We start from the raw sequence: 25,476 nt of genomic DNA, 5'->3' as shown, positions 1-25,476 counted from the left end.
AAGCAACAAGGCCTATACTCGGTGAACAGTTTTCGTCTTCGGCCCGGTCTAATTTTCGTGGGCATATTCGTACTGATCGTTTGCTCGATCTCGCTGCTGCGCGATCCCCGGCACGTTCGCAATCCCCAGACGCTACCGGGATCGAACGTTCGACAAACACATATGCCGACGGGTTGAGCCACCGCATCTTGACCGGCCGATGTCCGGTGCGCCATGTCATGGGGTGCATCTTTACGGACGACGGGGACAGGCAGTGGGCGATATCGATCGGGACAGGGCAGAGCGATTGATGCAAGAGGCCGATCTTGACGGCCTGCTGCTATTCCAACCCGAGGCATTCCGCTACGCAATCGGCGCACCCGCTGGCGTCGCAACGATGTGGGGCAGGGCAGGGGCAGCAATCGCTTTTGTCCCCGCGCATGCGGGGCTCGCGCTTGCCGCCGTCGTCAGCGATCACGCCCTGCCAAGCATCCGCAAATCCGCACCTGATGTCGAGCTGCGCAGTCATCGGATCTGGATCGACACCGTCGATACATCGGACGCCGGCTCCATCGCGCAAATCGACCAGTGCTATCGCCGAGGTAGGTCGACGGGGGAAAGGCCTGAAACCTTTGATCGCGAAGCGTCCTTCTGCCTGCTGGGAGAACTGCTTCGCGAGCGCGGTCTATCTGAGGCTCGTCTTGGCGTTGACATGGAGTTCATGCCCGCCGCCGATTTTGCCGCGCTGAAGCACCATCTGCCCCGCGCCTTGTTGACAGATGGATCTGCGGTTCTGCGCCGCCTGCGCTCGGTGAAGACGCCGGTCGAGATCGCTCGATTGCGTCTTGCGGCCAATGCGGCAGAGGCAGGCATCGTCAGAATGGTCGAGGCCATACGGACTGGCTCCTCTGTCCAATCGCTTTCCGACGCTTGGAAATCCGGCGCGAAGGCGTTCGCAATCGGGAAGGGCGTCAGCCTGTCCGGGTCATGGGACTACATCTCCGTTGGCCCGGATCTTTCAGACGCGAACGCAACGGTTGTTCCGGGTGCGCTCATCAAGGCAGATGTAGGAACGCTGGTGGAGGGATATTCTTCCGATAGCGCACGAACCTTTGTCTATGGCGAGGCGTCGCCGCTCGCGAACGATCTCGATAAGATCCTCCTCGAGGCATTTGAAGCGGGCCTCGAGCACATCCGGCCCGGCAATACATTCGGCGCGGTGCATCGGGTTGTCACGGCCGCCATCCGCCGTGGGGGATTGAGCGAATATCATCGTGGGCATTTCGGGCATTCGGTCGGCGGCAGTGCCGGCATCGAGGAATGGCCATTTTTCTCGATGGGAAATGAGGAACTGATCCAGCCGGGCATGGTGGTGGCGCTCGAGACGCCCTTCTACGGGAATGGCTTTGGTGCCCTGATGATCGAGGACCAGTTCCTTGTGACCTCTGACAGCACGGAATGCATGAATAGATTGCCGCGCGGTCTTCAGAAGATCATGCATTGAAGCCTGACGACCGAACGCCCGCGAACGGCATTCTTCAGAAATCAGGGGCCCTCCGCGCACGCCGTTCGTCCTGGTTCTTGCGATGGACACGCAATATTGCACACCCAGACAGTTGCCAAAACTCGATCATTGTTGCACCACCATTGCGCAAAACGAACCGACATCGCAATTGGAACATAGCGGAATGCGTCTGAGATATTCTTTCTTTGGTCTACTTCTTGCCATCGCACCAGCAGCCTATGCCTTGGAACCGGGCACACCCCCCGTCTTGGCTCCGCTCGATCGGCAGGCACAGGCGGCCAATATCAGCGCACAGTTTCTCGGCCGCTACAGCTATAAGCCCGTACCGCTGGACGACGCGCTGTCGGTCAAGATCATGAACAGCTTCATCAAGTCGCTGGATCCGGACCGGAGCTTTTTTCTCAAATCCGATATCGACAGCTTTGCCGCGAACAGCAAGAAGATCGACGATGCGATCGAAGACGAGGACCTGAAGCTTCCCTTCTCGATTTTCAACGTTTATTCGCAGCGCGTTTCAGAGCGCCTGACCTATGCACGTGAGTTGCTGAAGCAGGGTTTCGACTTCACCCAGCGGGAAGAGTATTCCGTGCTGCGAGACGACGCGCCGTGGCCGCAGTCGCAACAGGAAAGCAACGACCTGTGGCGCAAGCGTGTGAAAAGCGACTGGCTGCGCCTGAAACTGGCAGGCTCCCAGGACGCGACGATCCGCGAGACGCTCGACAAGCGCTACCAGAACGTCCTTGATCGGACCTACCGTTATAAGAGCGACGATGTATTCCAGTCTTTCATGGCTGCCTACACGACGTCGGTCGACCCGCACACGGACTATTTCGGGGCGAGGGCGGCGGCTGAATTCGACATCTCCATGAGCCTGTCTCTCGTCGGTATCGGCGCGGTTCTGCAAGAACGCGACGGTTACACCACGATCCGTGAACTCGTGCCTGGCGGCCCGGCACAACTTTCTGGAAAGCTCGCTGTTGGCGATCGCATCGCAGGCGTTGCGCAAGGTGAAGATGGCCCGATGAAGGACGTCGTGGGTACGCGCCTCGACGAAATTGTGCAGATGATCCGTGGCGCGAAGGATTCTGTCGTCCGTCTGGACGTGCTGCCTGCAGATACCGGTGAGACCGGAAGCCACCGGGTTATCAGCCTTGTGCGCGACCGGGTTAGTCTTGAAAAACAGGCGGCCCAGAAAAGCATTATTCCGGTCGAGGACAAAGGTGTCACCCGCCGCATCGGCGTGATCACTCTGCCTGCCTTTTACGAGGACTTCGAAGCGAGACGCAAAGGCGAGAAGAACTACAAGAGCGCCAGCCGCGATGTCGCCAAGCTGCTCGTTGAACTCAAACTGGAAAACGTTGATGGCGTCCTGATTGACCTGCGCGATAACGGAGGCGGATCCCTGTCTGAAGCGATTGAACTCACCGGGCTCTTTGTCGGCAAGGGACCGGTCGTGCAGCAGCGCGATGCCAAGGGTAAGGTTGAAATCCTGAAGGACGATCGGTCTGCTCCCGCTTGGGCGGGCCCGGTCGGCGTGCTCATCAACCGCGGTTCGGCTTCGGCCTCCGAGATCTTTGCTGCAGCTATCCAGGATTATGGTCGAGGCGTTGTGATCGGCGAGCCCAGCTTCGGCAAGGGAACCGTGCAGACCGTAGTGGATCTCGATCAGGCGACGCGCAGCAGCGAATCGAAATACGGCGAATTGAAACTGACCATCGCCCAGTTCTTCCGCGTCGATGGCGGTACGACCCAGCTTCGCGGTGTGACGCCGGATATCAGCCTCCCGGGCCTTTCTGACCCGAAGACGCTGGGTGAGGCGAGCTATGACAATGCGCTCCCATGGACACGTATCAAGCCTGCCAAATATGCCGCAGTCGGAAATGTCGCATCGGTTCTGCCACAACTGCAGACCCAGCACGAAGCCCGAATCAAGGATGACCCGGATTTCCAGCGGTTCATCGAGGACGCTGCCGAACTGAAGCAGCAGCGCGAGAAAAAGGTCATCTCGCTCAACGAGGCCGAACGCCGGGCAGAACTCGCAGCCGTCGCCAGTCGTCTGAAGGCTCGCGAGCAGATCAACAATGGCCTGGTCGGCAGTGAAGACGATGGTCTGCAAGCAAACGAACGTAGCTTGAGTGCGGAGATTGCTCTTGAGGATGCGCGCAAGAATGCCAAGGACGTCCTGAAAAACGAGGCGTCTGCGATTGTCGCCGATCAGGCGACCTTGCTGCAAGACAGCAATGCACAGCCCGGGCGCGCCAAGCGGAACTAGTCACAAGCGGGCTGCGGGGTCGTCGGGGTTCAAGTGAACCTTATGACGGTCAGTGGAGCAACGTAAAAAGACGTTGACAGCGCGCGGTAGAGATACCGTGCGCTGTCGTCAAAGCGAAGGGGATATGCAGTTTCGCCGACGTGGAAAACCCGAGTCACCCAACACAGCGCATCACCCAGTTATCAGATAATATGCATTATGGAACCAACGGATATTGATGGCAAGTAGCAGGCTTAGCGGCCTTGGCTGAGACGGTAGATACGTCCGCTACGGTTCAACGTGCCGCCTCTGAAGCGCCGATATCAGCACGCCATTTCCGGCTATCTTTGCCGACGCGTGAGAGACGAAGCGAGAGAGACGAAGCGTGACAAAGCAAGTGGCCGCGGGTTTGAAAAATGCAAATCCTGGTTCAGCCGCGACCTTCGGTAGCTTGTAATCCCGGCCGACCTTGGAGCCTTACCAGACCGCGGCTAAAACTCCTCCCACGCCTCGGCGACAGCTGCACTTGTTGGAAAAGAGCTGTTCACTCTCGCCATCAGCTTTCTGGCTGGGGACGGCATATGGGGCGCGCCGTTGGCGTTTCCGGTTCGAGGTTGAAGGTCATGTCCTTTGCTCAACGTGAACCGACCAATCATGGTGAAAAGGTTATCTGCTTCGCGGGCAAGGCTGTTGCTGGCTGCAGTCGATTGTTCGACCATGGCCGCATTCTGTTGCGTGCCCTGGTCCATCGTATTGACCGCCATATTGATTTCCTTGAGCCCGACCGCCTGCTCCTTGGCCGCTTCGACGATGGCGGTGACATTGACGCTGACGTCTTGGACGCGGGAGACGATCTCAGTGAGCGATTTTCCGGTTTCTGCAACAAGCTGAACCCCGTTTCGAACCTGCTCGCCTGACGTGTTGATCAGGGTTTTGATCTCCTTGGCCGCCTTTGCAGAGCGTTGAGCAAGTTCACGGACCTCCTGGGCGACGACGGCAAATCCCTTTCCGGCCTCCCCGGCGCGCGCCGCCTCGACGCCGGCATTCAATGCCAGCAGATTTGTCTGGAAAGCGATATCATCGATGACCCCTATGATATTGACGATCTCGTTCGACGAGCGCTCGATTTCGCCCATTGCCGAAATCGCTTTTCGCACGACGTCGCCAGACTTTTCGGCACTGTCCTTTGTCTCGGTGACAAGGCGACCAGCGGCTTCGGCACGCTTGCTCGATTCGGCAACGGTGGTCGTGATCTGCTCAAGGGCCGCAGCCGTTTCTTCAACAGAGGCAGCCTGTTGCTCGGTGCGCTTCGAAAGATCATTGGCGGCCGACATGATCTGGTTGGAACCCGCCGCGATCGTCTGCGCGTTCTGGCCGACGGTGCGCAAGGTCTGCTCGAGGCGTTCCATGGAGCTGTTGAAGTTCGTCCTCAACACATCAAGCTGCGCAACGAATGCTGCATCGATCCGATGCACGAGGTTCCCATTCGCAAGCTGATCGAGACCATGTTTCAGGTTATCGACAGCGAACTCCATCGCTTCGGCTTCGGCGGCTCTGATCCGGTCGCGTTCAATACGCTCCCGCTCCGAAACGCTGCGGTTTGCATCGGCCTCGGCCTCCAGACGAGCTCGATCTTTCGCACTTTGCCTGAAGACACCAACGGCGCCTGCCATTGTGCCGATCTCGTCGCGGCGGCCCTCGCCGAAGATGCGCACGTCAAGTTTGCCGCCCGCCAACTCGGTCATGGCCCTCGTCATCTCGGTCAACGGCCGGATAACCGCAGAACGAACCGTCCAAACCGAAATCACCACGACGGTAAGACCCGCGAAGGCAATGATCGCCATGACCAATGTCAGGCCAGCCTTCATCTCCTTTCCTGTCGCGAGCGTTTCGGCTGCGACACGAAGCTGAAGCTTCACCAGTTCGTCGATGGGACCACCAAGCGGATCGATTGTCGGATAAAGATCGGCGTCGGCGAAGCGTCCCAAGGCATCCAGATCGCCGGATGCAATCAGGGTCAGCAGGCCTTTCAGCTTTGCATCGGCCGCTGAGCGAGACGCCTCGAAGGTCGTAGCGATCGCCGACTCATCGGCTGTCATCTTCGTGTTGCGATATTCGCGCCATCGCAGGTCGATGACCTTCATGGCGGTCTCGATGTTTTCGGTCGCCTGCCGGGCTGTCAACGTTCTCGCGCGGGCCTTGTGGACCGTATCGACGATGTTTACCGCGTAACTATCGGCGACCTGCTTCAACTGTGCCAAGGGGATGACGCGATCTTCAACGATGGAATTGGCAAGCTTGCCTTCTTCGTCGAGTGCATAGAAAGCAAAACCAGCCATCAACAGTAGCGCCGTAGCAAGGACGAAAAGACAGGCTAGAAGCTTTGTTCGTATTAACATTTTCAACCTCTCATCGGGCATCGACCCGCCACCGGCACAACGGGCCGGAAGTCAGTATGGTCGCAGATTGTGGATTTTGGAAAAACTGACCGTATGCAGTGGCAAGGCGTCTTGCTCGCCGGTACCGCAGGGGTCGATCGGAAAAGGAATTCTAGACGATTGGCCCAAACTAAAATTGTTGCCGTTTACCGGGCAGTGCAAATCCTGAAATCGGTCTCGCGCTGACAAAAGACGAGCGCCTACCCACTCCCTCGATTTGTAGGGCAGATTCGTTAAACTGTGGTTACGATGCGAAAATCAGCAATTCGTCTTAATCAAATACTCATACGTTGTGTGATTGAGGCGTAAGTTGCGTTTCAGGTTGTACCTGCTTCCGCAAGCCAAGTTTGGTCGTGCACCGAACTGTCATCTGACAGTCACGGAGCGTCTAGGCGGATGCGTGCGAACGGCGCAGCTATCAGGCGGCGATGAGGCCGGCGGTATTCAAACCTTCGAACATTCGTTCCAGGTTCAGAAAACAGATCATTCCTGTGGGCTGGACGATGATGCCGTCGGAATAGCTCGTCGCGGCACCCGCGTTCATGTCAGGCACAGGCTGCATGTTTTCGACGGGAATCGTGAGGATGTCCGAGACCCGGTCGACAACAAGACCAAAGGCCATTCCGTGGACTTCCGCCACGACGATCGCACTCCGCTCATTGGGTTCGGTACTCCGCATACCGAGCTTGCAGGCGAGGTCGATGATCGGAATCACCGCACCGCGGAGGTTCATCACTCCCAGAACCTCTCTGGGTGAATGCGGGATCGGCGTCGCAGGGCCCCAGCCGCGGATTTCGCGGATCGTCACCGTCCTGACGCAGAACTCCTGGTCGTGAAGGCGGAACGCGATGATTTCCAGGGTCTCACCGGAACGTGCAGAATTGGAAGGATGCAAAGTGTTCATTTCATCGTCCTTGCAAAGCGGTCGGTTGATTTTCGAGTTCGTAGTTCTGTGTTGTTGGTGACGTCATCATTGCAACAGTCAGTGGACCGTCATTTTTCTCCACGCGGGCATCGCTGATGGCGCGGCGGCAGCGTTCAAAGGATTCCTTCGACTGCGAGCACCCAGCGTGAACCGGGATGCAGCTTGTAGGCACTGAAAGCAGGCTTTCCCTGCGATCGGTCTCCATGATTTCGAGAATGACGGACAATGCCTTGTCGAAGGCATCGACGCAGCGGGGGTCGAAGTGGCTCCCCGATCTTTCACGTATGTGGGCTACGGCGCGATCCACGCTCCACGCCTCTTTGTAGGGCCTTGCGCTCGTCAACGCATCGAAATTATCGGCAATAGCGACGATGCGGCCGGAAACCGGAATGGTCTCACCCGAAAGACGGAACGGGTACCCCTGCCCGTCCCAGCGTTCATGATGACTGCCAGCAATTTCGGCAGCAAGCTGCAGAAGACTCGACTTCGATTCCCGGAGAATATCGCAGCCGACGACCGTATGTCGCTGCATGGCCGCGAACTCCTGTTCGGTCAGCTTGCCGTTCTTCAGGAGGACGGCATCGGGAATGGCGACCTTTCCGATATCGTGCATCGGCGAGGCAAGCCTGATGTCGGAACAAGCCCGCGCCTCCATGCCGTAGGCCCGCGCGATTGCCTCGGAGTAAAGGCCTACGCGCCGCGTGTGCCGGGCCGTCTCGAAGTCCTTGTAACTTGCTGCGATAGTCAAGCGGTCAATGATTTCCTCCTCGCGGGCACGCAGCTCAACGACCGCTTTCTCGACCTCGATACGAAGCCACTCGGCCTTGTCGGCAAGCTTGTTGCGCGCGTCCACGAGGGCGACCAGGTTCTTGATCCGGGCCTGAAACTCCAACGGGTTCACGGGTTTCGTCAAAAAGTCGATCGCGCCTGCATTGAGCGCCGCCATGCGCGTCGCCGTATCGGTATCGGCCGTGACAAATACCACGGGCTTGTCGCGGTAATTCTCGAAGCGAACGAGTTCGGTCAATAGCTCGATGCCGCTATAGACAGGCATCTGGAAATCGATGACGGCGATGTCGAATTCGAGCGCTGGAGCATCTGCCAGCACGTCTTCGGGATGAAGATAGGGAATGGCGACGCAGTCCGGCAGTTTCTCGACGAGTCTCGTCAGGAGAGAGAGGTTCGTTTTATTGTCGTCGACAAGTAGAATGCGCATGTGAACGTCCCTTATGCGACAAGGAGCTGCCTGTAGCGGGTGACTGTGTCTTCAAGGTCTGCAAGTACGGTTTCGGTGATTGATGCATGACGGAGGTCCTGAGACCGGTCAGCCACGTCTTGAAGACCGACGCTGCTTGCTGCGCCCTTCAGAGTGTGCAGCAGATGATCGGTATGACGGTGGTCATTGACGGCCAAGGCGGAGTGAAGATCAGTGAGGAGTAGGCTTGCGTCTTCGAAAAAGCTCGACAGGAGTTCGTCGAACGTCTCTTCGCCCAGTGCATCCACGATCTCCAACCGCCGGGTTTCGAACGCGTTATCGATGCTCGGACTTTGGACAGCCTCCACAGCAGTTTCCGCAGCCGCCTCCAGAGACCCGATGATACCCCGAAGCTGATGCATCGAGACCGGCTTCGACTGGAACCCCGTCATCCCCGCCTCCTCGCAAAGCCGCCTGTCGTCGTCAGAAGCATTCGCGGTCATGGCGATGATGGGAGCATTCCGGCTAAGGCCGTTGGAAGCGCGAATTTGCTTGGTAGCCTCTATGCCGTCCAGCCTCGGCATTTGCATGTCCATGAGGACGAGATCGAAGCGGGTCGTCTCCGCCAGTTTGACGGCTTCCAGCCCGTCGTTCGCGATCGTGACCAACTGGCCGAGATGGGCGAGAAACCCGGCCGCGACCTGCTGATTGATCACGTTGTCCTCGACAAGAAGGATATTCCATGCCTGAAACTGTTGGGGCGCGGCCTTTGCCGCCAAGGCGTCGACAAGACCCTTCTCGGCCGGGTTGGCAGGGATTACGAACCAAAAGATGCTGCCCTCGCCTTTGCGGCTGTTGACACCTATTGTTCCCGACAGCGCCTCTACGATCTGCTTGCAGATGGTCAGTCCCAGTCCCGTACCACCGTATTTCCGGCTGATAGACGCATCGACCTGCGAGAACGGCTGGAATAGCTTGCCAAGACCTTCACCGTCGATCCCGATGCCTGTATCTTCAATCTCAAACCTCAGCTGTGCGTCTTGCGGATCGCCAATCTCCAGCACGCGCAACGTGACGGTGCCCTCGCTCGTGAATTTGATGGCGTTGCTCAACAGGTTGAGAAGAACCTGACGCAGACGGGTGGGGTCCGATGATATGACCGGCGTGGTGAACGAGATCGGCAGTTCGAGCGCAATGCGATTTCCGTGTTCAGTTGCCCTGTCTCGTACCATTTCGACCGTGGCTGTGACGACGGCCCGAACGTCAACCGCGCGGGTCTCGACGTCCAGTTTTCCGTGTTCGATCTTTGCGAAGTCTAGGATTTCGTTGATGATCTCGAGAAGCGCCTGACCAGAACGCCTGATGGTCTGCAGGCCAGGGGCAACTGACGGCGGTAGCGGAGACAACTCCAGTAGTTCCGCAGTTCCGAGAATGGCGTTCAAAGGTGTGCGGATCTCGTGTCCCATCGTCGCCATGAACTGGGACTTGGCGCGGTTCCCGGCTTCCGCCGCGAGATATGACTCCTTCAGCTGGTTCGAAATCGCCTCCAGGCTGAGACCGGCAAGCTGAACTGACTTGAGCTGACGTCGCAGCGTAAGAATGAGGAATACCACGCAGCAGACAAGAAGTGCGACGAGACCCGCCGATTTCATCTGAAGGTCAAGGACTGCGTCCCGAGCCTCAGCCCGTTCGATGCTGACGGTGCTGTTCGTATAGAGAAGCAGTTTTTCCGTATTCTCTACCAGCCTCTCAAACTCTGAATCTGCTGTCTCTAGCTGCACCGGATCCACGGGGTCGCCTGCGGCCAGTCTGTCGAAAACGGCGCTGCGACCGAACACCGCGTCGCGAATGGCAGTGACCTGCTCGGCAACAGCCGCATCCAGCTTGAACTTCGTCTCGAACGAGGTTTTGTCGAGAATATTCATTCGCGAGTACAGAATGTCGTAGCGCGTCCCGAGAGCCTTGATGCGCTCCGGAGTCAGGTCGTTTTCGACGAGCATGATGTGCAGGGTCTCGTGCAACCGGCGCGCTTCCCGGTCGAGCTGGTAGACGGACCACAAAGCGTTCTCGCGAATGCCGTCCTGCAGGGCGGAGTATTTCCTTGAGATATCGGCAAACAGAAAAACGAGGCCCAGCAACAGCAACACGGCAAAGCACTGCAGCACGACGGTCGCCTTGCTGGCTTTCCGGATGATATCGCCACTCTGCTGGGCGGCAGTGATCATTCAGCGACCTCGATATCCTTGATCTGCCAGACCGACCGGGAGAAGTATTTCTCGTTGAACAGACCTTGGTCCTTATCGAAAGGATACACGAGGAAGAGCGGGCCCTTGTCGCGGACAGACATCAGCTTGCCGTCCATGCGGGTGGCGAGCATTGTGTCGAGCAAGGTTGCATCTTCCATCGGCAGGTCAGCGGCATAATCGTTGAGCGCAATGACCTTGAGCTTGGTGCCATGGGCCCCCGCTGCCTCGAGTACAGACCGCAGAAGCGGGCCGGAGAACTTGACCACGCCTTCGGTCCAGGGGGTCTCCATTTCACCCGTGCGGCCCGCAAGGGCTTCGAGCATAGGCATGTCGAACTGGGCTTTGCCACCGACGTTGGGATGATCGAGCTTGGTGCCAGTCACCGTAAGCACCACCTTGCCTTTCGGCAAGTCAAGCGCCGTCGCCTGAAGAGGAAGCAGCGCGCCGGCGACAATGACGGCTGCGATCATGATGCGGTTTATCACTTGAAACTCCAAGATACGAAGTAGACTCGCGGCGCGCGCGACAAGCTGTCAAAACGGGGGGTGCCTATTGGCCAGCGTCCCATCGGGGCATGCGTGGTGGAATACACCGCGCGCTCCTCCCAGATCGGCGTCATGCCGATTGCGTGTTCAACGCTGTGGACGCCTTAATTCTAGGGCGGAGGCATTTATATTAGGTGAATCTTGAAATGAGAATTGGAGTAGAAAGAGACGTTACGAGACGTATCGCTCAATTCTTACTTCTTTGCTGTTGCCTCAGGCGCTTACGGTCGAAAAGATGACCGCGCCCTGTGGCAGATCGCTTTTTAGCTAAGCCGATGCGATCATGCGATGAGCCGGCGGCGTATAGCTTCGGCAATGGCCTGCGTTCGGTTGGTCGCGCCGATCTTCTTCACGGCCGACTTTATGTAACTGTTGACAGTATCGTTCTGGTATCCGGTCGCGACCGCAATTGCCTCGCTCGTAAGCCCAAGACTGGCCTGGGTCAGGCAGGCAATTTCACCCTTGGAAAGCCGAAGCTGGTGGGCAGCGAAGCGATCCATCAGCGGCTTGGTGACAGCCGTGTGAATGGATTCCGCTACAAGCGAAAGGAAGATCAACTCCTTTTCGTCAAACGGTGTCGAGCGGGAAAAACAGATCGCTCCGTAAATGACATCGTTCCTGAGGATCGGGATAAGCGTTCGGTTGTGCAGGCCGAAGGTTCGTTGGAGGTAAACGAGCCTCTGCGGCGGCGGAGTTTCCGCGTAGACCTCGCTCTCGACCACGATCACGTTCGAGGCCTTCGCGGCTAGCACGAACGGGTCGGTCAGATAGAGGCGATCCGCGTCATAGGCGTCGAGGAATGCAGGAGGCATGTCGGTGTCGATCGAAAAACCCTGACCGAACCTGTAGTGGTCGACGTCGAGACCGCTGATGGAGATGTAGTCAAATGGAACCGCCAACCGCAGGCGGTCAACGATGTCGTTTTTTCCGAAATGACGATGCTTCGGCACCGAACGCAGGTCGCAATAGTCGTCGAGAGCGTTTGGATCAAGAATGGAAAGCGCGCTGACGGGCATATCAGAATCCGTTGGAAGATCGTCAACACGAGTTTTGGCGTCTCAGCGTTAACAAAAGGTAAAGACTCAACCTTGGATTTTGCAACCAACAGTCGGGCTCTTTCAAGCGAGGGCTTTTCTGAGGTCGATATATGGGAGGAGCCGCCCGTCCGCTGACCGAACCATGAAGTCTCCCAGGATCCGGTGCTCGAACCCGCTGGAGTCCGTAGCGTCCGGTCCTGTCGCACATTTCGAGGCCATTTCGATCCGTGCCAGACTGTCGACCACCAGGCCAGTCGTCTTGAGGCCGTCCGACACGAGCAGAACGCGACCTTCTTGGCCGGGAGGAACTGCAGGCAACCGGAGCCGTCTGGCAAGGGAGATGAGAGGGATAGCTGTGCCACGGTGGACAAACAGGCCCATCGTGCCGCGTCCGACATTGTTCAACGAAACGTAGTCTTCCGGCATCTCGACGATCTCCCGGACATCGGCAACCGGCGTTGCCATGTCTCCCCCTGCTCTGAAGACCAAGTATGGCAGCAACGCGTCTCCGCGCTGCCCCGGCGCTCGACCGGCCGCCGCTGTCTTGGGCTTGGTGGATGAAAGTCGCGAAAACATCAGCAGGACATCGTCACTCATCATTGTGCGCTCGTCGAGGACGAGAAACAATGTCCGTCCGTCGACGGAATAGACACCGCTAAGAACAGACCCGGTCTCTACGGCATTATCAGGCATCGCCATAATGTCGCCCAACGGTATCGGCCGTATATCGACGACGGTATCGAGCGCAAAGCCCAGCAGCCGGTCGTCGGGGTAACGCAGGACGAGGACGGACGACTGCTTGCGTTCCGACAGGACGCCCATGCCAAGCACCCGAAGCGTATCAAGAACCGGCACCTGGGTGCCATGATGATCGATGACACCGAGGCAGGTCTCCGTCTTCATCGGCGAATCCTTCAACTGCGCGGTCGGCGCGGTGGCCTCGACCACCCCGGCCGCAACGCCGAAAGAAAACGCGCCGCACGTGAACAGCAGAAGCGGCTTCGCATTCGAGCTCGTCTTTGCGACCGCCTCCGCGACTGGCTCTTGCACCGACGGAATTCCCGGCAACGCCAAGATGCGCTCCGCTGCCAGGACCGAGATTACCTTTCCGCTGTGGAAGAATGAATGCGTGACCAAAGGTCCCTGTACAGCGGGTCGCGACACGCCCAGTTCATCGAGTGCCGCGACGTCTTCTGTCGCGATGCCGCGCACTTCGTCAGCAAAAATGCATATCAGCCTCTGTCTTACCCGCAGGACCAGAATCACGGCGCCGTAGGCCTCCGTCGCCGGCAGGCCGAGCATCGGTCGGATATCCATAACCGGGATGGTGCTGCCTCTCAATTCGAACAACCCGCACAAGCCGGTTGCCGCGATGCCTGCATTCGATAGCCCACCGGGCGCCGGAACGACTTCTCGGATATTCTCGACATTGATGGCAAGCATCGCCTCGCCAATGCGCAGGAGGCCGAACTGCTGCGTTGCAGGGCGACTGCCTCTCAGCACTTCCGGCATCGCGAGAGATCTGACCATCTGGTTCATGGGTTAACCCACTTTGCGCTGTTGCGCCGTCGATGACGTCAGGTCATTGATGAGCTCGACAACAGTCCTTGAGACACGCTGCTGAGCATCCGTCGATTGCGCAATCTCCCGGATGGACTCGCCGGTCTTGTTCACGCTGCCGACGATCCGTTCGAAAGCCAGTCTCGCATGCTGCGACCGGTCCGTTCCCTGGTTGACGCGCATGGTCGATTCCTGGATGAGCTTGGATATCTCGTGCGCAGCTTCCGAACTTCTCTCGGCGAGTTTCCTGACCTCGCCCGCGACGACCGAGAACCCGACCCCATGTTCCCCTGCCCTTGCGGCTTCGATTGCCGCGTTGAAGGCGAGAAGGTTGGTCTGACTGGCGATCTCGCCAATCACCTTGACGATATCGGAGATTTCCGTGGAGGACTTCTGGATGAGATCGATTGCCGCGATCGCGCTGCCCAGCGCTTCTGAACCCTGTTCCGCATTGCCCTGCGTCTCGGACGCAAGCGTGGTGGCCGTGCGGGTGTTAGCGGTGATTTCCGCGATCGATCCGGACAGTTCTCCGACAATGCTGGTCATTTGCTGCGATTTCGAACGGATGTCATGCTCGAGCTTGACCTGATCGGTGATGTCGCTGGCATACTTCACCACGCGCACCGTCTCGCCCCGCAGATTGACGATCGGGCTGTAGATCCCCTGAATGTGCACTTCCCGGCCATACTTTCCAACGCGGGCAAAACGCCCCGAAAAGAATTCACCCTTGTTGAGACGCAGCCAGAAATCCCGGTAGTCTTCCGAGACGATGTAATCCTGGCTGCAGAACATGCTGTGGTGCTGCCCCGTGATTTCGCGAAGTGAGTATCCCATGACCCGTAGGAAGTTCTCGTTGGCGGAAACGACATGTCCGTCGAGATCGAATTCGACGACCGCCTGCCCCCGCGAGATCGCGTCGACCCTTCCCTCGAACTCGATGTTGCGCAGTTTCGCCTGGGTGATGTCAGAGGCGAACTTTACGATCTTGATCGGGCGGCCTGCGAGGTCGAGGATCGGATTGTAAGTCGCCTGAAGCCATATGTCGTTACCGCTTCTGGTGAGGCGTCGGTATTCCCCTCCTTCGAACTGGCCACGTCCCAGCCGGTCCCAGAAGGAAGCGTATTCCGCTGTCTGCGTGAAGGCAGGGTCGCAGAACATCCGGTGGTGCTTGCCCCGGACTTCTTCCAGTGAGTAGCCGACGGCGGCAAGAAAGTTCTCGTTCGCGTCAAGGATATTGCCGTGCAAGTCGAACTCGATGACGGCCTGGGCCCGGCCGATCGCGTTGACCTTGCCTTCGAACTCGGCGTTCCGGATCTTGCTTGCAGTCACGTCATAGGCATACTTGACCACCTTGCAGGGGTTGCCGTTGAGATCGAAGATGGGATTGTAGGTCGCCTGGATCCAGACATCCTTTCCGCCCTTGGCGAGACGACGGTACTCTCCGCTCTCATAGTCGCCGCGCCCCAACCTCTGCCAGAATGCCTTGTAGGCGGGTGTTCGGGTTTGGTCGGCTCCGCACAGCATCCGGTGATGCTGACCGATGACCTCTTCCCGAGCGAATCCCATCAGGGTGAGGAAATTTTCGTTCACTGCGAGGACGTGGCCTTCGAGGTCGAATTCGATCACGGCCATTGCGCGGTCGATCGCCGCTACTTTTCCCAGGAGTTCCGCCTCTACCGACTTGGTCGCTGTGACATCCATCGCGTACTTGACCACGCCAACGATCACGCCGTTGTCGTCGAGGATCGGATTGTAGCTCGCCCGTATCCAGACCTCGCGTCCGCCGCGTCCGATGCGCTTGAACTCACCGTCGTGGAGCTTGCCCTCCGCCAGATCACTCCAAAACGCGGCATATTCGGGAGCTTCCACGATCTCCGGCTCGCAGAACATGGAGTGATGCCGGCCACGCACCTCGGCCAGCGAATAGCCCATGAGGGAAAGGAAGTTCTCGTTAGCGTTCTTTACCGTGCCGGTTAGATCGAATTCGATGACCGCTTGCGCACGGTCGATTGCGCGTGCCTTGTTGCGCAGAACGGCGATCTCGTTGAGGTCCGAAAGGGTGCTGACAGAAGACTTTAAAGTCATGGGAGAGCACTTTCGGTAACCAGGCAAACTTCGAATTTCATCACGAACCCCCTCCATCTGAAGCAACGGCACGACCGCGACGGTCTGATACCCGAATTTTAGAGGCAACTAACTAATGAAGGATTAATGCTAAATTAGAGCCCGCGTCGTTATGCGTCCGTTTCCGGTCGTACTGGCGCCGTCGCGGTAACCAAGTCGCTGTAACCAAATTTTGACGGGTTAGCGCTCATCCTTGTCCTGAATTGTAGTGAGTACGGGATAGGAACATGCGTTTCAGCGCTCAGCGGCTTGGCGATCTCGCCGGTATCATCCGGCATCTGAACTGGCGCCTCAGCCCGCTCAGCCGGATGGGTGTCGCCCGGATGGTCAACGACACGACGGCAGCGCTGGAAACTCTTGCTCGCAGCGAGGCCGATCTCTCGATATCGGAGCAAGCTGAAATACGGGCTATTGCCTCGCGGCTGATCGTGATCCTCCAGGACGCGTATTCCGGCAAAACACCGACAATCCATTGACGTCGGCAACCGGCCGTGTCCCTCCCACCTTTTTTATCGGACCGGTCCTGCGGATCCCGCCACCTGAATTTCGAACGCCGACAGCGATCCGCCGGCAAATTGACAATTGATAATAATACTCGATGAAGTCGAGCAAGCCACGAACTTCCCGCAGAGGTAGGCATTTGTGCGCACGCATGGCAGCATCGCTAATTAGCGCAAAATTTTTCTCATAAATCGTACCTCATAAGCATTGCATACTCAAACCTTGCGGGTTTAAAGGTCAGCAACGAATGAGGCCATATGTCGCAGCGACGGGTGCCTCACGTTTCCAGCCTATTCGGTTCCGGCCCCCTGTCGGGACACCAAGGAGCGATACAATGAGAGATGTCCCGGGGTTACCGTCCCGCCGTAGCTTTTTGAAAGCTTCGGCGGCAAGTGCGGCCGTCGTCGGCGTGGTGATGCAGGCGAAGGCGGAGACCCCGCCGGCCCCGCCACCGATCGAAGAATACCAGCCGGTCTGTCTCAAGCCCACTGAGTGGGCCTTCGTTATGGCTGCCACGGCGCGGCTCATTCCCTCCGAAGGCGAAGGTCCCGGTGCCATCGAGGCCCGCGTCCCCGTCTTTATCGACAAGGAACTGGCCGGTGGATTCGGTGAGGCGGCAGACTGGTACATGGAAGGTCCGCACGATGCCGCAGCCCATCCGTTCCGCGGCTGGCAATCGCCTTTGACGCCGCTGCAAATCTATCAGCAGGGTATCCCGGTGTTCGACGCATGGTGTCAGCAGACCCACGGCAAGATATTTGCCGAGCTTGACGCCGCAACTCAGGACAAGGCCCTGACCTCCCTCCAGAAAGACGAGATGAAGATCAAGCCCGAACTGCGCGACTTCTTCACGATCCTCTTGCAGAACACCAAGGAGGGCTACTTCGCAGACCCGATGTATGGCGGCAATCACGGCATGCAGGCCTGGAAATATATCGGTTTTCCAGGTGCCCGCGGCAGCTACAAGGAGTGGGTGTTGAAGCACAACGTCGCCTACCCGCTCGGTCCCGTTTCGATTTCCGGTGAGAGGGCATAACGATGGCACGCACTGCAAAGAAGAAGGACGTCGTCATCGTCGGTCTCGGCTGGACCGGCTCGATCCTCGGCATGGAACTCGCCAACGAGGGTCTGGAGATCGTTGCGCTTGAACGCGGCCATGACCAGAACACCGTTCCGGATTTCCAGTACCCGAACATGATCGACGAGCTGAAATACGGCGTTCGTCTCGGCATGATGCAAAAGCCGCGCAATTCGACCCTGACGATCCGTCGCAACGTCGATGAAGCCGCCCTGCCCTATCGCAGCCTCGGCTCGTTCCTGCCGGGTATCGGTGTGGGCGGTGCAGGCACCCACTGGAACGGTCTGAACTGGCGTCCGCAGCTCTCGGAATACCGTCTGCGCTCGCATGTGGAAGAGCGCTGGGGCGCCGGCATCATTCCGGAAGACATGAACCTGCAGGATTACCCCGTCAGCTACGAAGAGCTGGAGCCGTTTTTCGATCGGTTCGAGCATGTCGCGGGGATTTCCGGCAAGGCCGGCAATCTCAATGGCAAGAAAATCGAGGGCGGCAATCCGTTCGAGGCACCGCGCTCGCGCGAATACCCGATGCCGCCTATGCCGGTGACCTGGGACGGAGCCAAATTTGCCGAAGCCGCGAAAGCTGCCGGCTGTCACCCGTTCCCAAGCCCGGGCGGCATTGCCTCGCAGGCCTATGTCAACGAATACGGAATGCAGATGGGCCCTTGCAACCACTGCGGTTTCTGCGAGCGCTACGGCTGCTACAACTATTCGAAATCCTCGCCGCAGACGGCGATCCTCGACGCGTTGAAGCGCAAGCCGAATTTCGAATACCGCACCCATGCGGAAGTGCTGAAAATCGAAATGGCGCCCGACGGCAAAACCGCGACCGGCGTGACCTATTTTGACGAAAAGGCCGGCGAAGAGGTGTTCCAGCCCGCGGATCTGGTAATCCTGGCCGCCTATCAGTTGCACAACGTCCATCTGATGCTGCTCTCGGGCATCGGTCAGCCGTTTGATCCCGCAACGAACGAAGGCGTCACCGGTCGCAGCTATGCCTACCAGATGAACGGCGGCTACACGATGTTCTTCAAGGACGAGGTGTTCAATCCGTTCATCGGTACCGGTGCCAACGGCATGTCGATCGATGATTTCGGCATGGACAACATCGACTTCGGTCGTGAAGGCTTTATCGGCGGTGCCTACTGGCGTGCCGGCCAGTCCAACGGTCAGCCGATCCGCTCCATGGCGCTCCCCGCGGGCACGCCGACCTGGGGTGCCGGCTGGAAGAAGGGCATCGGCGAGTGGTACGGCCACTCGATGTCGATCGGCTCGCACGGCTCGCACATGTCCTATCGCGGCAACTATCTCGACCTCGACCCGACCTACAAGGATCGCCACGGTCGTCCGCTGATGCGCATGACGTTTAACTGGCAGCCGAACGACATCCGCATGACCCAGTTCATGAAGTCGAAGATGGAGCCGATCGCCAAGTCGATGAACCCGACCTCAATGCAGGAAGGCTTCAAGAAGGACGGCGCCATGTACGACGTGCGTCCTTACCAGACGACGCACAATGTGGGCGGCACTGTGATGGGAGACAATCCGAAGACCTCGGCAATCAATCGATATCTGCAGGCCTGGGACAAGCACAACATCTTCGTGATGGGCGCCGGCGCCTTCCCGCAGAACACCCAGTACAACCCGACCGGCATGGTCGGCGGCCTGGCCTATTGGGCGGCGCATGCGATCCGGACGCAGTACCTGTCCAATCCGCGGCCACTGGTGTGAGGAGCGCAACGATGAAAACCTTTCTTCGCGTCATTCTCATCCTCGCCGTTCTCGGCGTCGTCGGCCTTCTCGCCTTCATCTTCGTGCCGGTCCAGCGCACTGCCGCGGTTGCCCAGCTCCCGGCTGATTACAAAGCACCGGCAGGCAGTGGCGAATACGCCATGCGGGCCGGTGACTGCATGGCCTGTCACACCGCGGAAGGCGGCGAGCCCTTCGCCGGCGGCCGGCCGATCCACAGCCCGATGGGCACGATCTGGGCCACCAACATCACCCCGGACAAGGAAACCGGCATCGGCAATTACACGCTCGATGATTTCCGCGCGGCGCTCTACGACGGCGTTCGCAACGACGGTGCGCATCTCTACCCGGCCATGCCTTACGAAAACTATCGCAAGCTGACGGAACAGGACATCCAGGCCCTCTACCAGTATTTCATGACCGAGGTGCCTGCAGTTTCCAACAAGGTCGAGGAAACGGCACTGTCCTTCCCGTTCAACCAGCGCTGGGGCATTCGCGCCTGGAACTGGCTGGCGCTGGGCAAGCCGGGCTTTGAACCTGTTTCGCAGGACGAGCAGTTCAACCGTGGTGCCTATCTCGTGCAGGGCGCCGGACACTGCGCCGCCTGCCACAGCCCGCGCAACCTGCTGATGGCACAGGACGGTACCGACGAGAGCAGCGCTGCCTTCCTGACCGGTGGCGAGATCGATGGCTATACGGCACCTGACCTGCGCGGCCCGCAAAGCGCACCGCAGAAATGGTCCACCGAAGAGCTCGCGGCCTATCTTACGACTGCCCGCAACGCGCATTCCACGGCAACCGGCGAGATGATGCTGGTGGTGCGCGATTCGCTGCAATACATGACGCCCGAGGACAATCTGGCGATCGCAACCTACCTCAAGAAGATCGGCAGCACTGGCGGTTCCACGGCACCGGCAACGCCTTCGGCGGCGCCTGAAAAGGCCGAGGTTACCGACACCGAGAAAATGCTGACGGAAGCCAAAGCGGATATGCCGCTCGGTCCCCGCCTCTATCTCGACAATTGCGGTGGCTGCCACTTTGTCAACGGCAAGGGTGCCGCGGAAATCTTCCCGGAGCTTGACGGAAATTCGCTGGTTACCGCGAAGTCTTCAAAGGGCCTATTGGATGTCATGCTGCACGGAGCGGAACTGCCTTCGACCAAGGACCGTCCCATGCGCGTGCGCATGCAGGGCTATAACGACCGCCTGAACGACGAAGAAGCGGCAGCACTTGCCACCTTCCTGCGCCAGGCCTGGCATAACGACGCTCCGCCGGTCACTGCGGAAGACGTCAAGGCTGTCCGCCGCTAGACCACGACATCAGACCCTGCCGGTTCGTAACCGGCAGGGTCTTTACACGTCGCCATGGGTGGCATCAGCCGTTGGCCGTTGCCAAGGCCTCCGGCGGCCCGAGGATCGCAATACTTCGCCGCGTCAGTTTGGCGTGATACATGCGCCGATCTACGAGAGCGACAAGAGCCGTTCTCGACCACTTGACCTCGCTTGCAAAGCCAAAACCCAGCGCCGCACCGACGCGCAGCGTTTTGCTTCCGATCGTGACGGCGGCCAGCACAGTGTCCATCATCACGGCGAGCCTCTGCTCCTGCATTTCACTGTCTCCCATGTCTGACTGGAACAGGAGGGCAAACTCGTCACCGCCCAGCCGCGAGACGAATTCGCCCGCTCTCAGGGACGACAAAAGCCTTTTCCCGATAACCGCAAGCAACTCGTCCCCGACCGGGTGACCGTGCATGTCATTGACGATCTTGAAGCCGTTGAGATCGAAGATTGCGAGTCCGAACTCCTCATGGTTGGCGCGATCTTCGATAAAGTGAGCGATCCGTTGCTCGAACCCAAGACGGTTCGGAAGCCCGGTCAGGCTATCGGTGACGGCCGCGGCTCGCAACGCCTCTTCCTGTCTGATTTGCGCGCTCGTCTGTTCGGTGACATCGGTCAGCGCCTCGAGATCGTAGAGGTCGTTTCCAATCTTGATCCGGCGTGCGGAGATCATCACGGAAATTTCCCGCCCGTCACGATGCCGGATCTTGCCCGACTGCGCGGAGTAATACCCAACCTCGTCAAGGAGTTTGATCCTGGCAACACGGTCTGAGCCATCGACGATCAGGCCGACATCCGTCAGTTTGCGACCAACCAGTGCCGTTTCGTTCATCCCGACGAGGTCCATGTAAGCCTGGTTGACCCGCACATAAACGGAGTTTGGCCCGGCCGTCGAAATGGCATAGGCAAGCGGAGAGATGTGAAACAGCGTCTGCAACATTCCGTCCAGCCCATCTCCGCCTTGTGTCGCAAGGGAAAAGAGTGAGGCTGCCGCCCGTTCATCCGAAAGCATCGGCCTAACCCTTATTCACTTTAGGGGATTGCCACAGCAGGACGACCGGTGACGGCAAGAACCGCAGATCCACCCGATATTGCATGTCGCAGGTTCTGTCTGTCATCATTCCCTAGCCTCAACCTCGCCCGATGGAGAGGTTCGCGGGTGAAAAACCTCCAGCTAGTTTTGCGTCCACAATACGAGTCACAAACTCGACGACTTCCGTCATCTCTATCCATTCGTTTCCGGTCGCTTTGGATCCCGACCTATACCCTCGGCGACCCGCAAACCCCGTGAGCATGTTCAGATCGAACTGCGCCGTATTCCCGACGTCCAGGTGCTCGAGATTCCTCCTGACCAAAAGGATCAGTTTATCGAGCGCTTGTGCGGTGGAGAGCCCGGCAGCCAGCAGTGCGAGTGGTATTGCGATCAGCATTTTCACAAAACTACCCTCATGATGTGGCGTACCGGGTCGCCCTGCTCAGAATTCCGACCAGCCTTCATTGGCCGCCTTCGACCGCTGTAGTTTGCCAGGAAGCGACTGGATCATTTGTCGCGCAGGCGAAGCTGCAGGCGCATGCGCCCGACCGTTGCTTTGGCCTACCGCGCTTGGCGTCGTTTTGAACCCGGCGACAAGCTCGGAAAGTCTCTCGGCCTCGTTGGAGAGTTTTATCGTCGCCGCAGACGTCTCTTCCACCATGGCAGCGTTTTGCTGCGTGATCGTATCCATGCTGCCCACGGCAGAGTTGATTTCAGCTATCCCAGTCGCCTGTTCGCGCGACGACATGGCAATCGATACCATGTGTTCGTCGATCGTCTGCACCTGTCTGCCGATGCTTCTCAATGCCTTGCCCGTTGTGTTCACAAGATCGACGCCGCGCGCGACATCCTGAGAAGATCTCGAGATGAGATCCTTGATTTCCTTGGCGGCCCGGGCTGAGCGTTGCGCGAGCTCCCGCACCTCCTGCGCCACCACCGCAAAGCCTTTCCCCTGGTCACCGGCACGGGCTGCTTCGACCCCCGCATTGAGTGCGAGGAGGTTCGTCTGGAACGCAATTTCGTCAATGACACTAATGATGTCGTTCATTTGTTTGGATGACTCGACAATGTCGCTCATCGCCTTGACGGCCTGCTCTACGATTTCTCCGGACGTTGCTGCCTCTGTTGCAGAGGCCGTTACGACCGCCTGGACTTCTGTCGTCCGGGTTTGAGACTGCCGCGCGATTGAACTGATCTGCTCTAGCGCTGCCGCTGTTTCTTCAAGCGCCGTGGCCTGCCGTTCGGTGCGCTTTGCCATTTCGTCGGTCGCAGTGGCGATTTCGGCCGACTGCGAGAGAACGAAGCCGACCGTGCTTGAGATCTCGGAAAGAGCACCGTTGAGGCTCGATACGGAATCGTTGAAATTATGCTTGAGCCCGTCGAAACTGACCGCGAGGGGCTGTTCCAAGGGCCGGGTCAGATCACCGCCGGAGAGAGATCTCAACGCACTTTCGAGGGCTGAGAGCGCTGTGTCTTGTTCCGCTTTCAGCGTCGCCTGCTCCGCTTCGGCCTTGGCTCTCTCGTCCGCAAGGACGTCGAGATAGACGGAGATCGCGTAATCCATGTCCACGAGGGCCGCTTTGACAACCGTCGTTACGTCGTCTCCGATCTTCTGGCGTTTGCCGCGCACCAGGAAACTACCGAGCTCGTTATCGATGACGGCGCGCACAATGTTCTCGATCATCAACGCATAGCCGCCAATGTACCAGCGCGGTTGAAGCCCAAGCCTTGCATGGGCTTTGCCGATCATGGTGACTTCATCAACATAGGCTTCGTCGAACTTTGCCGAGGAAATCGTTTCCCAGTGTCGAGCCTGTCGTCCTTTTGCCTGGGTGATGTGATTTTCACCGGAAAAGTATTTGGAGGTTTCCGGGTGATGACGGACCTTGGCGTAAAACACATCGAGCGCGCTATCGAGCGACCCGTTAATGATGGGCGCCAATGCTGCGAGTGTCCTGCGCTGTGGATCGCCAAGACCAGCGAAGTCCAGTCGGTCGTTAAGCGTTGCCTGTGCTGATTTCTGCGTACTCATGTATGTCCCCTGCTGCGGTCCCTTGGTAACAAGGCATGGTTGGTCTGCCCGCTAAAGCGAGTGCGATCTGTTGCTGACGGGAACGCAGTCCATCACCGGCGCGCGTGCTTCGAAGCCATCGCGGGGCAAGCAAGGGGGCTCAAAAACCCAGATGTCTACCGAACAGGTGTTAGACTGTCAGGTGGCGGCTGTTCCTGATCTTCACGGCCATAAAACCCTCATGGGTATGCGGCGCCACGGCGCCTATCTGGCACCACAAATCTAGGATTCAGGGGATAAAAAACCGTTAATAGTTCGCCCTATGCTATAGTAGCAGAACTTGATTTAAGCAGCGCGATCGTTTGACCGAGGCTATATCTGGCAATCGTCAAGCATAGAGCCAAAAATACGAGTTTTTGCCTTAAAATTCATGCCGCATGTAAGCGCTGCTATGACCGGCAGCGTGCTCATTGCATTCTCAAGACAGCGGTCGATATTGACAAAAGAGAGCTGGGACATCGTCAAGGTCATTGCGTAGGGTCTAAGCGTAGGCAACCGCCACAGCTTCGTGAGTCTCTGCGACGGGACAGAATATGCTTTGCATACAGTCAAGAACCTGGCGGACACCTTCCTCGTGAGAGCGATAGAAAACCGTCTGCGCTTGTCGACGCGCCGAGACGAGGTTCGCGTCCCTGAGAATCTTCAGATGTTGAGAGAGTGCCGATTGGCTGAGATTCACCGCCTTTGCGAGTGAACGCACGTCGCGCTCCCGATCCTGCACCAGACAAAGGACTTTGAACCGTGCGGGGTGCCCCATAACCTTCAGTAGATCGGCGGCGTCGCCCTCATCGAAGGGAAGAACTTCTCCCGACAGACCGATGTCCATAACGCCTCCAACCACCATTGAATAAAATCGCGTATCTTCATGGACCGAACCGAGTCCGGCGCCACATAAGCGAGAAGTAATACAAGCAAGATATAAGCTGCGGTGGCTAAGCATCTCCGCATTACGTCTCTGCTTCAATACGCAAGTTGTACTTTATTTTATCGCAGTCCAGACGTTTTACGCATCTTAACAATACTTAACTCTGATAACCGCCGAATCTGTATTAAGGCAGATACGAAACGCGGTCTCGCCGCCCAATATACATTCAATGCTGGTGTAAAATGACAGAAGCAGACGCGTTGGAGATCCTGCGGATCTCTGTCTGGGCAATGCTCCTTGCGTCAGCGCCTGCGGTTTTCACCGCGATGGCAGTCGGCCTGGTTATCAGCCTTGTCCAGGCTCTCACGCAGGTCCAGGAAAGCACGCTGAGCTTTGCGCCAAAGATTGTTGCTGTCTTTGTAGCGCTGGCAGTGGCCGCCCCGTTCATAGGCGGCCAACTCAATCTTCTCGTTGTCGAGATTTTCTCTCACGTACAGTCGGGTTTCTAGGCCGGCTGCGATCTTAAGAGGTCAGGCGTCTGCAGTCTCTCGCACTTCGTCGAGCAGGAAGAACACGACCACATAGCGGGTCGCATAGGATCGGCCGCCCTCGGCATCGCCTGCGTCCGAACCTCCGTCCGCCGGGTGCCATTGCTGGTAGTGCGGATTGTTGGCGATCAGCGTGATCGCTTTGCCAGTACGGCTACCGCCAAGACGATAGCGTGTTTCCGCCAACGGCCAGACACGTTCGTAATCCTGTTGCGTGAGACGGACCTTAAGAGCATGGCGCGTTACCGTTTCGCCCTGCGAAACATCTCCCTTGCGGGCCACTGGAACCTCCAGCGAAACCTCCTCAGCCCCATCCAGTATGAAGTCGAATTCCTCAGGCCACGTCCGCTTCATGTAATCGCTCCTCCAAGCTATACCGAGGGTTGCCGACGACTGTATCGTCGTCTGCCGAGACAATATGCAAACATTATCCCCTTCTGAAAAGCATCAAACCGCCTGCGGCCGCACTA

The 25,476-nt window shown here is 58.2% G+C and carries 20 protein-coding genes; 7 read left to right on the top strand and 13 right to left on the bottom strand.

Features of this window, described 5'->3' with window-relative positions; genetic code table 11:
- The first annotated feature begins 253 nt into the window (after window positions 1-253).
- Entirely contained in the window at window positions 254-1,483 is a 1,230-nt protein-coding gene (locus BLW69_RS14890; RefSeq protein ID WP_092663023.1) for a M24 family metallopeptidase, read from the top strand.
- Window positions 1,484-1,667: 184 nt separating this feature from the next.
- A complete protein-coding gene (locus BLW69_RS14885) occupies window positions 1,668-3,776 on the top strand; it encodes a carboxy terminal-processing peptidase (protein WP_092663021.1) in 2,109 nt (702 codons plus the stop codon).
- A 470-nt stretch (window positions 3,777-4,246) separates the two neighbouring features.
- Here the strand turns inward: BLW69_RS14885 and BLW69_RS14880 are convergent, their stop codons facing one another.
- The 8 genes from BLW69_RS14880 to BLW69_RS14845 all read right to left on the bottom strand — a co-directional run bounded on the left by BLW69_RS14880 (window position 4,247) and on the right by BLW69_RS14845 (window position 15,786).
- Window positions 4,247-5,599, bottom strand: a complete 1,353-nt coding sequence (locus BLW69_RS14880; protein WP_280141293.1) for a methyl-accepting chemotaxis protein — start codon at window positions 5,597-5,599, stop codon at window positions 4,247-4,249.
- Window positions 5,600-6,611: 1,012 nt separating this feature from the next.
- Window positions 6,612-7,097 carry a chemotaxis protein CheW gene (locus BLW69_RS14875; RefSeq protein WP_062459796.1) on the bottom strand — a complete coding sequence of 162 codons (486 nt, stop codon included), beginning with the start codon at window positions 7,095-7,097 and terminating at the stop codon, window positions 6,612-6,614.
- A 1-nt stretch (window position 7,098) separates the two neighbouring features.
- Window positions 7,099-8,334, bottom strand: coding sequence for an HD-GYP domain-containing protein (locus BLW69_RS14870; RefSeq protein WP_092663017.1), 1,236 nt, complete (start codon window positions 8,332-8,334; stop codon window positions 7,099-7,101).
- Window positions 8,335-8,345: 11 nt separating this feature from the next.
- Complete coding sequence (locus BLW69_RS14865) at window positions 8,346-10,538, bottom strand: ATP-binding protein (RefSeq protein WP_092663015.1); 2,193 nt, start codon at window positions 10,536-10,538, stop codon at window positions 8,346-8,348.
- Window positions 10,535-11,044 carry a putative pterin-binding protein gene (locus BLW69_RS14860; protein ID WP_244473966.1) on the bottom strand — a complete coding sequence of 170 codons (510 nt, stop codon included), beginning with the start codon at window positions 11,042-11,044 and terminating at the stop codon, window positions 10,535-10,537. The genes BLW69_RS14865 and BLW69_RS14860 overlap by 4 nt, the downstream gene beginning before the upstream one ends.
- Window positions 11,045-11,385: 341 nt before the next feature.
- Entirely contained in the window at window positions 11,386-12,120 is a 735-nt protein-coding gene (locus tag BLW69_RS14855) for a helix-turn-helix transcriptional regulator (protein WP_062459805.1), read from the bottom strand.
- A 102-nt stretch (window positions 12,121-12,222) separates the two neighbouring features.
- Window positions 12,223-13,680 carry a chemotaxis protein CheW gene (locus BLW69_RS14850; protein ID WP_092663013.1) on the bottom strand — a complete coding sequence of 486 codons (1,458 nt, stop codon included), beginning with the start codon at window positions 13,678-13,680 and terminating at the stop codon, window positions 12,223-12,225.
- A gap of 3 nt (window positions 13,681-13,683) precedes the next feature.
- Window positions 13,684-15,786, bottom strand: coding sequence for a methyl-accepting chemotaxis protein (locus tag BLW69_RS14845; RefSeq protein ID WP_162759474.1), 2,103 nt, complete (start codon window positions 15,784-15,786; stop codon window positions 13,684-13,686).
- A 266-nt stretch (window positions 15,787-16,052) separates the two neighbouring features.
- Between BLW69_RS14845 and BLW69_RS14840 the strand changes: the two genes are divergently transcribed.
- The 4 genes from BLW69_RS14840 to BLW69_RS14825 all read left to right on the top strand — a co-directional run bounded on the left by BLW69_RS14840 (window position 16,053) and on the right by BLW69_RS14825 (window position 20,462).
- A complete protein-coding gene (locus tag BLW69_RS14840) occupies window positions 16,053-16,301 on the top strand; it encodes a hypothetical protein (RefSeq protein ID WP_062459810.1) in 249 nt (82 codons plus the stop codon).
- Between the two features lie 359 nt (window positions 16,302-16,660).
- Entirely contained in the window at window positions 16,661-17,362 is a 702-nt protein-coding gene (locus BLW69_RS14835; protein WP_062577964.1) for a gluconate 2-dehydrogenase subunit 3 family protein, read from the top strand.
- 2 nt (window positions 17,363-17,364) lie between these two features.
- Complete coding sequence (locus BLW69_RS14830) at window positions 17,365-19,134, top strand: GMC family oxidoreductase (protein ID WP_062459814.1); 1,770 nt, start codon at window positions 17,365-17,367, stop codon at window positions 19,132-19,134.
- Window positions 19,135-19,145: 11 nt separating this feature from the next.
- Complete coding sequence (locus BLW69_RS14825) at window positions 19,146-20,462, top strand: cytochrome c (RefSeq protein ID WP_092663009.1); 1,317 nt, start codon at window positions 19,146-19,148, stop codon at window positions 20,460-20,462.
- A 64-nt stretch (window positions 20,463-20,526) separates the two neighbouring features.
- Here the strand turns inward: BLW69_RS14825 and BLW69_RS14820 are convergent, their stop codons facing one another.
- The 4 genes from BLW69_RS14820 to BLW69_RS14805 form a co-directional block, all read right to left on the bottom strand.
- A complete protein-coding gene (locus BLW69_RS14820) occupies window positions 20,527-21,429 on the bottom strand; it encodes a GGDEF domain-containing protein (protein WP_162759475.1) in 903 nt (300 codons plus the stop codon).
- A gap of 190 nt (window positions 21,430-21,619) precedes the next feature.
- A complete protein-coding gene (locus BLW69_RS14815; protein ID WP_139283877.1) occupies window positions 21,620-21,925 on the bottom strand; it encodes a hypothetical protein in 306 nt (101 codons plus the stop codon).
- A 39-nt stretch (window positions 21,926-21,964) separates the two neighbouring features.
- On the bottom strand, window positions 21,965-23,554 hold the full coding sequence (locus tag BLW69_RS14810) for a globin-coupled sensor protein (protein ID WP_092663004.1): 1,590 nt from the start codon (window positions 23,552-23,554) through the stop codon (window positions 21,965-21,967).
- A 520-nt stretch (window positions 23,555-24,074) separates the two neighbouring features.
- A complete protein-coding gene (locus BLW69_RS14805; protein ID WP_092663462.1) occupies window positions 24,075-24,419 on the bottom strand; it encodes an ArsR/SmtB family transcription factor in 345 nt (114 codons plus the stop codon).
- Window positions 24,420-24,700: 281 nt separating this feature from the next.
- On the opposite strand from BLW69_RS14805, the gene fliQ reads away from it, so the two are divergent.
- Complete coding sequence (gene fliQ, locus BLW69_RS14800; RefSeq protein ID WP_062459823.1) at window positions 24,701-24,967, top strand: flagellar biosynthesis protein FliQ; 267 nt, start codon at window positions 24,701-24,703, stop codon at window positions 24,965-24,967.
- Between the two features lie 21 nt (window positions 24,968-24,988).
- Here the strand turns inward: fliQ and BLW69_RS14795 are convergent, their stop codons facing one another.
- Window positions 24,989-25,360 carry a hypothetical protein gene (locus tag BLW69_RS14795; RefSeq protein WP_062459825.1) on the bottom strand — a complete coding sequence of 124 codons (372 nt, stop codon included), beginning with the start codon at window positions 25,358-25,360 and terminating at the stop codon, window positions 24,989-24,991.
- Between the last annotated feature and the right edge of the window lie 116 nt (window positions 25,361-25,476).

It is taken from the genome of Rhizobium sp. NFR12 (assembly GCF_900108545.1).
GTDB classification, from domain to species: domain Bacteria; phylum Pseudomonadota; class Alphaproteobacteria; order Rhizobiales; family Rhizobiaceae; genus Neorhizobium; species Neorhizobium soli.
This window is presented reverse-complemented; position numbering and strand designations above follow the sequence as displayed.

Excerpts from the sequence above, each read along its gene's own strand:
- BLW69_RS14825 (WP_092663009.1), top strand. The coding sequence starts at position 19,146 with ATGAAAACCTTTCTTCGCGTCATTCTCATCCTCGCCGTTCTCGGCGTC.
- BLW69_RS14820 (WP_162759475.1), bottom strand. The coding sequence starts at position 21,429 with ATGTTGCAGACGCTGTTTCACATCTCTCCGCTTGCCTATGCCATTTCG.
- BLW69_RS14840 (WP_062459810.1), top strand. The coding sequence starts at position 16,053 with ATGCGTTTCAGCGCTCAGCGGCTTGGCGATCTCGCCGGTATCATCCGG.
- BLW69_RS14865 (WP_092663015.1), bottom strand. The coding sequence starts at position 10,538 with ATGATCACTGCCGCCCAGCAGAGTGGCGATATCATCCGGAAAGCCAGC.
- BLW69_RS14805 (WP_092663462.1), bottom strand. The coding sequence starts at position 24,419 with ATGGACATCGGTCTGTCGGGAGAAGTTCTTCCCTTCGATGAGGGCGAC.
- BLW69_RS14810 (WP_092663004.1), bottom strand. The coding sequence starts at position 23,554 with ATGAGTACGCAGAAATCAGCACAGGCAACGCTTAACGACCGACTGGAC.
- BLW69_RS14870 (WP_092663017.1), bottom strand. The coding sequence starts at position 8,334 with ATGCGCATTCTACTTGTCGACGACAATAAAACGAACCTCTCTCTCCTG.
- BLW69_RS14835 (WP_062577964.1), top strand. The coding sequence starts at position 16,661 with ATGAGAGATGTCCCGGGGTTACCGTCCCGCCGTAGCTTTTTGAAAGCT.
- BLW69_RS14850 (WP_092663013.1), bottom strand. The coding sequence starts at position 13,680 with ATGAACCAGATGGTCAGATCTCTCGCGATGCCGGAAGTGCTGAGAGGC.
- BLW69_RS14885 (WP_092663021.1), top strand. The coding sequence starts at position 1,668 with ATGCGTCTGAGATATTCTTTCTTTGGTCTACTTCTTGCCATCGCACCA.
- BLW69_RS14875 (WP_062459796.1), bottom strand. The coding sequence starts at position 7,097 with ATGAACACTTTGCATCCTTCCAATTCTGCACGTTCCGGTGAGACCCTG.
- BLW69_RS14855 (WP_062459805.1), bottom strand. The coding sequence starts at position 12,120 with ATGCCCGTCAGCGCGCTTTCCATTCTTGATCCAAACGCTCTCGACGAC.
- BLW69_RS14880 (WP_280141293.1), bottom strand. The coding sequence starts at position 5,599 with ATGGCGATCATTGCCTTCGCGGGTCTTACCGTCGTGGTGATTTCGGTT.
- BLW69_RS14845 (WP_162759474.1), bottom strand. The coding sequence starts at position 15,786 with ATGACTTTAAAGTCTTCTGTCAGCACCCTTTCGGACCTCAACGAGATC.
- BLW69_RS14830 (WP_062459814.1), top strand. The coding sequence starts at position 17,365 with ATGGCACGCACTGCAAAGAAGAAGGACGTCGTCATCGTCGGTCTCGGC.
- BLW69_RS14795 (WP_062459825.1), bottom strand. The coding sequence starts at position 25,360 with ATGAAGCGGACGTGGCCTGAGGAATTCGACTTCATACTGGATGGGGCT.
- fliQ (WP_062459823.1), top strand. The coding sequence starts at position 24,701 with ATGACAGAAGCAGACGCGTTGGAGATCCTGCGGATCTCTGTCTGGGCA.